At 66.9% G+C, this 9,272-nt stretch carries 5 protein-coding genes; 3 read left to right on the top strand and 2 right to left on the bottom strand.

The features are described 5' to 3' along the window. The 3 genes from CBW50_RS29605 to CBW50_RS27410 all read left to right on the top strand — a co-directional run. Positions 1-624: contractile injection system tape measure protein (locus tag CBW50_RS29605; RefSeq protein ID WP_253252014.1), on the top strand; the 624-nt coding region annotated here is incomplete at its 5' end. A gap of 1 nt (position 625) precedes the next feature. After that, positions 626-2,011: an ATP-binding protein gene (locus CBW50_RS27415; protein WP_086148427.1), complete on the top strand. Its 1,386-nt coding sequence runs from the start codon at positions 626-628 to the stop codon at positions 2,009-2,011. A 6-nt stretch (positions 2,012-2,017) separates the two neighbouring features. Further along, entirely contained in the window at positions 2,018-4,609 is a 2,592-nt protein-coding gene (locus CBW50_RS27410; protein ID WP_086148426.1) for a hypothetical protein, read from the top strand. A gap of 23 nt (positions 4,610-4,632) precedes the next feature. Here the strand turns inward: CBW50_RS27410 and CBW50_RS27405 are convergent, their stop codons facing one another. Next, a complete protein-coding gene (locus tag CBW50_RS27405; RefSeq protein ID WP_086148425.1) occupies positions 4,633-6,003 on the bottom strand; it encodes an efflux transporter outer membrane subunit in 1,371 nt (456 codons plus the stop codon). Continuing rightward, entirely contained in the window at positions 6,003-9,146 is a 3,144-nt protein-coding gene (locus tag CBW50_RS27400) for an efflux RND transporter permease subunit (protein WP_086148424.1), read from the bottom strand. Before CBW50_RS27400 ends, CBW50_RS27405 begins: the two co-directional genes overlap by 1 nt. Positions 9,147-9,272: the final 126 nt, after the last annotated feature.

Raw genomic sequence — 9,272 nt, 5'->3', positions numbered from 1 at the left:
GCCGCGGTGGCGCGCCTGCACGCGGCCCTGCATGCGCGCCTGGGCATCGCGCCGCCGCAACCGACGCTGGCGCAGCACGAGGGCGCGTCCGCGGCGGCGCCTCGTACTGTGCCGGCCGAAGGTGAAACGCTGTACCTGGCCAACGCGGGCCTGGTGCTGATCGGCCCCTACATGCCGCGCCTGTTCAGCATGTTGGGACTGACGGAGGGCGCGCGCTTCAGGAACGCCGAAGCGGCCGAACGCGCCGTGCACCTGCTGCAGTACGTCGTCGACGGCCAGTGCGACCAGCCCGAATATCTGCTGGGCTTGAACAAGGTATTGTGCGGCGTGAGCGCCAGCGTGCCCGTGGTGCGCGAAATTATCGCCACGGAAGAGGAGCGCGCCACCATCGAGATGATGTTGCGCGCCATGATCGAGCACTGGAAAAAAATCGGCAATACCTCGCCCGACGGCTTGCGCCAGGCTTTCCTGCAGCGACCGGGCAGCATGCATCTGCACGAAGACGCCTGGCGCCTCAGCGTGGAAGCCGGCGCCTTCGACATGCTGCTCGACACGCTGCCCTGGTCTTTTTCAATCATCAAGCATCCCTGGATGGAAAGGGCAGTCCATGTCAACTGGCGCTGATATGCAGGCAATGCGCGCCAATGCCCGCAGCCTCGAACGTGAAATCACCTGGTTCGAACAGGTGCTGGAATGCCGCTTCCACCACTATTTTGTCCAGCCGGACAAGCCCGCCCCCGAGCCTGCGGCCCCGCCGCCGGACCTGGCGGACGACCCGTCCGTGTATGCGCAGACGGTGCGCCGCGCCGTCGACGGCGGCATGAGCGCAGACGAACGCATGGTGCTGCTACTGGCGCTGCTGCCCCATCTGCGGCCCCAGGTGCTCGACTTGCTGCTGACGCACAACAAGCTGATCGAACGCCCGTTCACGGAATTTGGCGGCTTGCGCGGCAATGCGGTCACGGGCTTGCTGCCCACCTGCGAAACGGCCGTGTTCATCCTGGCCGGCGACGACCTGCAGCGGCGTTTCGAGGTGATGCGCCTGTTCGAAGCTGGCCACTTCTTTGCCCAGCAGGGGATGCTGAAAATCGTGCCGCCGGAGAACGGCGAACCGGCCTTGCGCGCGGCGCTGGCCATGGAAACGGACTACCTGAACCGCTTTACCAACGGCCAGCACCACAAGCCCGACTTTGGCGCCGGCTTCCCGGCCAAGCTGATCACGACTTCGCTGGCCTGGGATGACCTGGTGGTGGCGCCCGAAGTACTGGACGACATCGAGCAGATCCGTACCTGGCTGCACGGCGGCCGGCAGCTGCTGCAGGACTGGGGCCTGGAAAGAATGGTCAAACCCGGCTACCGCACCCTGTTCTACGGGCCGCCCGGCACGGGCAAGACGCTGACGGCCACCCTGCTCGGCCAATCCGCCGGCGTCGACGTATATCGCATCGACCTGTCCATGCTCGTCTCCAAGTACATCGGCGAAACGGAAAAAAACCTGGCCAGCGTCTTTGACCAGGCGCAAAACAAGAACTGGATCCTCTTTTTCGACGAAGCCGATGCGCTGTTCGGCAAGCGCACCGAAGGCAGCACCTCGAACGACCGCCACGCCAACCAGGAAATCGCCTACCTGTTGCAGCGGGTGGAGGACTTCCCCGGCGTCGTCATCCTGGCCACCAATCTCAAGTCCAACCTGGACGAAGCGTTTTCCCGGCGCTTCCAGTCAGCCATCTACTTTCCCCTGCCCGATGCGCTGCAGCGCGCGCGGTTGTGGCGGCAGCTGTTCCCCGATCCGGCCAGGCTGGCGCCCGACGTCGACCTGGCCGACCTGGCCGACAAGCACGTGCTCTCCGGCGGCGCGCTGGCCAACGTGGCGCGCTATGCGGCCATCCGCGCGGCGCGGCGCCATGCCATGCTGCCCCTGCAGCCACCACCGCCGGCGGCGCGCATCAGTGCGGACGACCTGCTGCGTGGGATTAAAAAAGAATTCATCAAGGAAGGACGCACTCTGTAGCCCGCCATGAAACCATCCCCATTCCACCATGTCCTCTCCTGCGCCGCGCTGGCCCTGCTCCTGGCCGCGCCTGCGCACTGCGCCGACACTCCGCCGGCCCCGCCACCCCAGCCCGTGGCGGCCACGCGCCTGCTCTCGGTCGAGGTGCTGCAGCACTACGACCGCGCGCGGCAACAGCGCATCCAGGAGGCGCTGGCCTATGTCTTCGATGGCGACGCCGCCTACAAGGCTGCCTACGCCGAGACGAGCAAGCCGCTGTCAGACCGCGTGGTGGGCCCCATCACGCTGTCCTTCATCAGCCGCTTCTGGCTGTACTACAACATCGAACCGGCCGGCAACGTGACGGAAGGCTCGGTGGACACGCTGCTGCAGTTTGTCGGGCGCCTGAAACGCCATCCCGCCTGGCGCGTCGACCTGCTCAGCGCCGCTTTCGGCCGCTGGATCGACCGCCAGCCGGACAAGGCGGAGCTGTACCGCATCCGCCTGGCCGTCGATCCCGTGGCCCTGCCGCCGGTGCTGGCGCGCTATCACGCCGAAGCGCCGGACACCGGCGTCGATGCCGAAACCACGCCCCTGTCCGTGTACTGGTACGGACTGACGGCGCCGGACCTGGCCACGATCGAGGCGCAGCCCGCCTACACGCCAGCCGTGCTGCGGGCGCTCGATCCGCTGGTTGACGATGGCCTGTTCAAGACGGCGGCCGAATTCGACGAAGCCGTGCAGGCCACGCTGAAGGCCGACGGCATCGACGCCGCCCCCCTGCTGCCGCAACTGCAGGCGGCGGCCCGTACCGAGGCCGGCTATGAGCTCAGCCAGGACGTGCTGGAAGCGCTGCAGAAACAGCCCCAATTGCCGCCCCAACTGGCCAAGCTGCTGCCCGACCTGGTGGGCATGCAATTTCCGCGCCGCTCGCTGTTCGACCTGGCCGTGATCGGCCGGCTGCGCGTGGGCCTGGGCATCTGCCGCAACAACCTGGGGCTGGCGGAACAGGAGAACCAGGCACGCCTGCGGCTGGGCGAGGAAGACGCGCAGGCGCTGCTGGCGGGCCTCGACCCGCGGCTGGCGGCGCAGCTGCAGCAGTGGTCGGCCAGCGGCGAGTGTACCGTGGAACACCGCGAGGCGGCGCCGCTGGCCGCGCTGTACGACAGGTATCGTCCGCTGTTCGACGCCGTCGTGCGCAAGGCGCCCAGCTACGCGCAATCGAAGCCCATCGTGCTCGAATCGGACCTGTGCGGCTGCAACACCGACAATCTGCAGGGGGAAGTCTACCGCTTCTACCCATTCTGGCTGGGCGGCGCCCCGCAGAAGACGGATTTCAGCCTGATGTCGCGCCTCGACTACTACGGCATGACCTTCGACAATAACGGCGAGCTGAGAATGGCGTCGGACGGCCGCAGGATCGCCGACCTGTTTACGGGCGCACAGGCGCGGCAGCTGGATTTCATCACGGCCGCGCGCCGCCACCGCGTCAAGGTGGACTGGGTTGTCCACCGTACCGACTGGGCGCAGTGGCCGCGCATCGAGTCCAAAACCCGCGGCGCCATCCTGAACCGCCTGGCGGCCAACATCGTCAGGCTGCTCGAGACGCGCATGACGGGGCTGCCGTCGAGCATGCTGCCCTGGCTATCGTTCGGCATGACGGCGACGCCGGTGCGCGGCGATGGCGTCACGCTGTACTTCGACGGCTATCCGCGCGACGCCGCTTCGGTGACGCTGTACGACCAGTTCATCGCCGACCTGCGCCAGCGCCTGACGGTCGGCGGATTCGAGCTGAACATCATGATGCGGCACGCGGAACTGAACCACGGCATCTACCGCTACGACAAGCTGGAGGCCATGGTGCCGATCGCGCCGCCGAACACGCAATCGGCCCTGTATGGCTGGGCCAGGAGCAAGCTGCGGCACACGCTGGGAGCGGAACCGTCGGCCGACGACTTCGTGCAGCCGCGCTATCTGGTGCTGCTAGGCGAACCGACGACATTCAGCAAGAAAGCCCTGCGCGAGGAAGTGGAACAGGCCATCCATGGCAGCGGCCGCATGGCCGTGCTGCGGCGCATGGTCCCGGTGATCAATTTCGATGGCCAGAGCTGGTCGCAGCTTGAAGATGACCTGATTTACTTCGAACAGAATTTTGGCGGCGTGGGTTTCTGGCCCGGCACCAAGCCCAATAATGCCGATGCAGGCAAGACGGCCGTTCCTGGCATCTCGCGCTGCCAGGTCTCGCAGCTGGTGGAGGACTGCATCCAGGACCATTTCCGCAGCCCGCCCGGCGAAGCGGACAGCGTCGCGTGCAAGTTCATTTGCGAAAACCGCTGGCCGCTGCGCTTTGCGCTCGACGTGCTGGCCATCGCGCTGGCCCTCGCCGGCATTGCCTATCTGCGCTGGTGCGGCGTGCGGCCCGTCTTGCAAAAATACTATCTGGTGCCGCTGGCGGGCGCCGCCCTGGCCGCCGCCATCTTCGTCGGCCTGCTGATCTGCGATCCCTTCCTGGCCCACCTGTCCGACGGCATCGTCATCCCCGCCGCCCTCGTATTGTGCATGGTGGCGATGTACTTCTATTTCCGTCAGATGCTCAAGGAGCGCGACGCGCGGCCGTGAAGCGGCACGGCCGCGCGTCGCGCCTACTCTTCCAGCCCGCCGCCCAGCGCCTTGTACAGCGCCACGGCCGACTTGAACTGGTCGCGCCGTGCGTCGAGCAGGGCTTGCTGGGCCGCATACGACTGGCGCTGCGCGTCGAGCAGTTCCAGCCGGCTGTCCTGGCCCGCGTCATAGCGCAGCTGCGACAGGCGCAGGCGCTGGCGCGCCGCCGCCACCACGCGCTCTTGCGCGGCGATCTGCTGCGCATACGTGGCGCTGCCGGCCAGGCCGTCGCGCACCTCGCGAAACGCCGCCTGGATCGCCTGCTCGTACTGCAGCACGGCCACGTCCTTGCGCAGGCGCGACAGCTGCAGTTCGGCGCGCAGCTGGCCGCCCTGGAACAGCGGCTGCGTCACTTGCGGCGCGAACGACCAGCTGCGCGCGCTGCCGCGGAACAGGTCGCCCAGTTCCGGACTGGCCAGGCCCAGCGACGCCGTCAGCGACAGGCGGGGGAAAAAGGCGGCGCGGGCGGCGCCGATTTCCGCATTTGCCGCCACCAGCGCGTATTCGGCCTGCAGGATGTCGGGACGGCGCGCCAGCAAATCCGACGGCAGGCCGGGCGGCAGCTGCGTCAGCACGGGCCGGCCGTCGAGCGCGCGGCCCGCCGGCAGATCGGCCGGCAGCGGCGCACCGAGCAGCAGTTCCAGGTTGTTGCGCGCCAATGAGCTGGCCCGGACGCGCGCCTGCACGTCCGCTTCCGCCGTGGCGGCCTGGCCTTCGGCTTGCGCCACGTCAAGGCCACTGCCCTGCTGCGCGCCGTGCAGGCGCTGCGTCAGCGCCAGCGCCTGGCGCCAGTCAGCCAGCGTTTGCCGCGCCAGCGCCAGCTGTTCCTCGGCCAGGCGCTGCTCCAGGTAGGCGTCGGCCACGCCGCCGATCAGGGCCATGTGTGCGGCGCGCTGTCCCTGCTGCGTCGCCAGGTAGCGGGCAAACGCCGCGTCAGACAGCGAGCGCAGGCGGCCGAACAGGTCGATCTCGAACGCGCTCATGGCGATGCCGGCCGTGAACGTGTTTTGAAGCGTGGCATCGGCGCCGCGCTGGCGCCTGCCTCCCGCATTCGCGCCGATGGCCGGATAGCGGCCCGCATCCTGGATCTGGTACTGGGCCCGCACGGCTTCCACGTTGAGCGAGGCCACGCGCAGGTCGCGGTTGTTTTCCAGCGCGATATCGACGAGGCGCTGCAGGCGCGCATCGAGCAGCATCTGGCGCCAGCCGAGATCAGCGGCCGTGCCGGGCGCGTACGCCTCGGCCACACTGTAGCTGGCGGGAATGGGCGGCGCCGGCCTGGCCAGCGGCGGCGTCAGGGTACAGGCCGACAAGGCCAGCGCGGCCACGGGCATAATAAATATGCAACGCATTACGATTCTCCTTCCACCGCGTTGATTGCGGCGCGATTGCGTTTTTTGAAATAGCGGCCCGCCTTGTCGACGGCGCCCAGCACCACGACAAAGAACACGGGCACGAAAAACACGGCCAGCACGGTGGCGGTGATCATCCCGCCGAACACGCCCGTGCCGATCGCGTGCTGGGTTTCGGCGCTGGCGCCCGTGGCCAGCATCAGCGGCACCACGCCCAGCGCAAACGCCAGCGACGTCATCAAAATCGGGCGCAGGCGCAGGCGGGCAGCTTCCACCGTCGCTTCCACCAGTCCCTTGCCCTGCGCCTGCAGCTGGCGCGCATATTCGACGATCAGGATGGCATTCTTTGCCGACAGGCCGATGATCGTGATCATGCCCACCTTGAAGAACACATCGTTCGGCATGCCGCGCACCATCACGGCCAGCACGGCGCCCAGCAAGCCCAAAGGCACGACGAGCATGACGGAGACGGGAATCGACCAGCTTTCGTACAGGGCCGCCAGCACGAGGAAGACCACCAGCATCGACAGCGCCATCAGCATGGGCGCCTGCGAGGCCGATTCCTTCTCTTGCAGCGACTGGCCCGTCCACGCCAGCGCGAAGCCGGGCGGCAACTGCTTCACGAGCCGTTCCATTTCCAGCATGGCGTCGCCGCTCGATACGCCCGGCGCCGCGCTGCCCGAGATGCGCGCCGACGGATAGCCCTGGTAGCGCACCAGCTGCAGCGGCGACTCGCTCCAGACGGGGCGCACCAGCTCGCCCAGCGCCACCATGCCGCCCGCGTTATTGCGGATGCGCAAGGCCAGCACGTCGTTCAACTGCATGCGCGACGGCGCATCGGCCTGGATGATCACCTGCTGCATGCGGCCGGCATTCGGAAAATCGTTGACATAGGTCGAGCCCATGGCCGCCGTCAGCATGTCGCCCACGGCCGTGAACGGCACGCCCAGCGCTTCGGCCTTGGCGCGGTCGATGTCGAGGCGCACGCTGGCGCCGGGCGGCAAGCCGTCCGGATACACGCCCGCCACCTTGGCGCTTTGCGCGGCCAGGCCCAGCAGCTGGTTCTGCGCCGCCTGCAAGGCTTCGACGCCCTGGCCGGCGCGGTCTTGCAGGCGCAGCGAAAAGCCGGACGAATTGCCCAGTTCATCAATGGCGGGCGGCATCAGGCTCATGATCATGCCCTCCTTCGCCTGCGCCATGGCTTCCTGCGCCAGCGCCACTTCCTCCTGCGCCGTGGCGCCGTGGCGCTCTTTCCAGTCCTTCAGCATGGTGAAGGCCAGGGCCGCGTTCGGGCCGGAGCCGGAGAAGCTGAAACCGAGCAACGACTGGTTCACCTCGATGCCGGGGCGCGACGCCACGTGCTGTTCGTACAGCTTGACGACATCGAGCGTGCGCTCCATGGTGGCGTCGGACGGCAGCTGGATCGACGTCATGAAGTAGCCCTGGTCTTCCTCGGGCAAAAAGGCCGACGGCAGCTGCACGAAGGCCACGCCCAGGGCCGCGACGATGGCGCCGTAGACAAACATCGAACGCCCCGCGCGTTTCAGCATCGCCACCACGCCCGCTTCGTAGCGCGCCGTCATGCGGTCAAATTGGCGGTCGAACCACAGGAAAAAGCCTTTTTTATCGTGGTCGTGCGGGCCGATTGGTTTCAACATGGTGGCGCACAGGGCCGGCGTCAGGCTCAAGGCCAAAAACGCCGAGAACAGGATCGAGACGGCCATGGCCAGGGTGAACTGGCGGTAGATGGCGCCCACGGAACCGCTGGCCAGCGCCATCGGGATGAACACGGCCGTCAGCACCAGGGTGATGCCCACGACCGCGCCGGTGATTTCGCGCATGGCTTTTGACGTCGCCTCCTTCGGCGACAGGCCTTCGGTGGCCATCAGGCGCTCCACCGCTTCCACCACCACGATGGCGTCGTCGACGATGATGCCGATGGCCAGCACCATGCCGAACATGGTCAGCACGTTGACCGAATAGCCGGCCATCAGCATCACCGTGAAGGTGCCCAGCAGCGCGATCGGCGCGACGATGGCGGGAATCAGGGTGTAGCGTATCTTTTGCAGGAACAGATACATGACGAGGAACACCAGCACCATGGCTTCGAGCAAGGTGGCGACGACCTTTTCGATCGAGATCTTCACGAACGGCGCCGTATCGAACGGCACCGTGTACTTGATCCCGGCCGGCATCGTGTGCGCCAGTTCGGCCATGCGCTCGCGCACGGCGGCCGCCGTCTGCACGGCATTGGCGCCCGGCGACAGCATGATGGCGGCGCCCGAAGCGGCCTGGCCGTTTTCGCGGATGCTGAAATTGAAGCTTTGCGCGCCCAGCGCCACTCTCGCCACGTCGCCGATGGTCACTTTCGAGCCGTCGGCATTGGCGCGCAGGACGATGGCGGCAAATTCGGCCGGCGTATGCAGCTGGCCCTGCACCGTCAGGGGAATGGTCACGCGCTGGCCGTGCACGGAAGGCGAATCGCCCAGGCGGCCCGGGGCGATCTGCGCATTTTGCTGCGTCACGGCAGCCGTGATGTCGCCCATGGCGATGTTGTACGACACCAGCTTGGCCGGGTCGACCCAGATGCGCATGGCACGCTCGGAGCCGAACAGCTGCACCTTGCCCACGCCGGGGATGCGGCGCAGCTCTTCCGTCACGTTGCGCGCCAGGTAGTCGCCCAGCGCCACTTCATCATGCTGGCCATTGTCGGAGATCAAACTGACGATCATCAAAAAGCCGGACGACGCCGACTCGACCATCAGGCCGTTCTGCCGCACGGCTTGCGGCAGGCGCGGCTCGATCGCTTTCAGGCGGTTCTGCACGTCCACCTGCGCCATTTCCGGGTCGGTGCCCGGCTGGAAGGTGATGTTGATCGAGGCCGAGCCCGATGTATCGGTGGACGACTCGAAATACAGCAGGTGCTTGACGCCGGACAGTTCGCGCTCGATCAGGCCGACCACGGAATCGTTCATGGTTTGCGGCGTGGCGCCGGGATAGCTGGCGCTGATGCTGACGCTGGGCGGCGCCACCGAAGGGAAGCGCGCAATCGGCAATTGCGGTATGGCGATCAGTCCGAACAGGACGATAAAGACCGCCACCACCCACGCAAAGACGGGGCGGTTGATGAAAAATTGTGGCATGTAGTTAGACTTTCAACAAGTTCGCTTTCAACAAGTACGCTTTCAATGCGTACGGATCAGCGCGCGGCGCTGGCGGGAGGGGCGGCGGCGACGGCGGCGGCGGCGGCGCGCTTCCACGGCTGCGGC

Origin of the sequence: Janthinobacterium sp. GW458P (assembly GCF_002127585.1) — a bacterium.
GTDB lineage: Bacteria > Pseudomonadota > Gammaproteobacteria > Burkholderiales > Burkholderiaceae_D > Janthinobacterium.
This window is presented reverse-complemented; position numbering and strand designations above follow the sequence as displayed.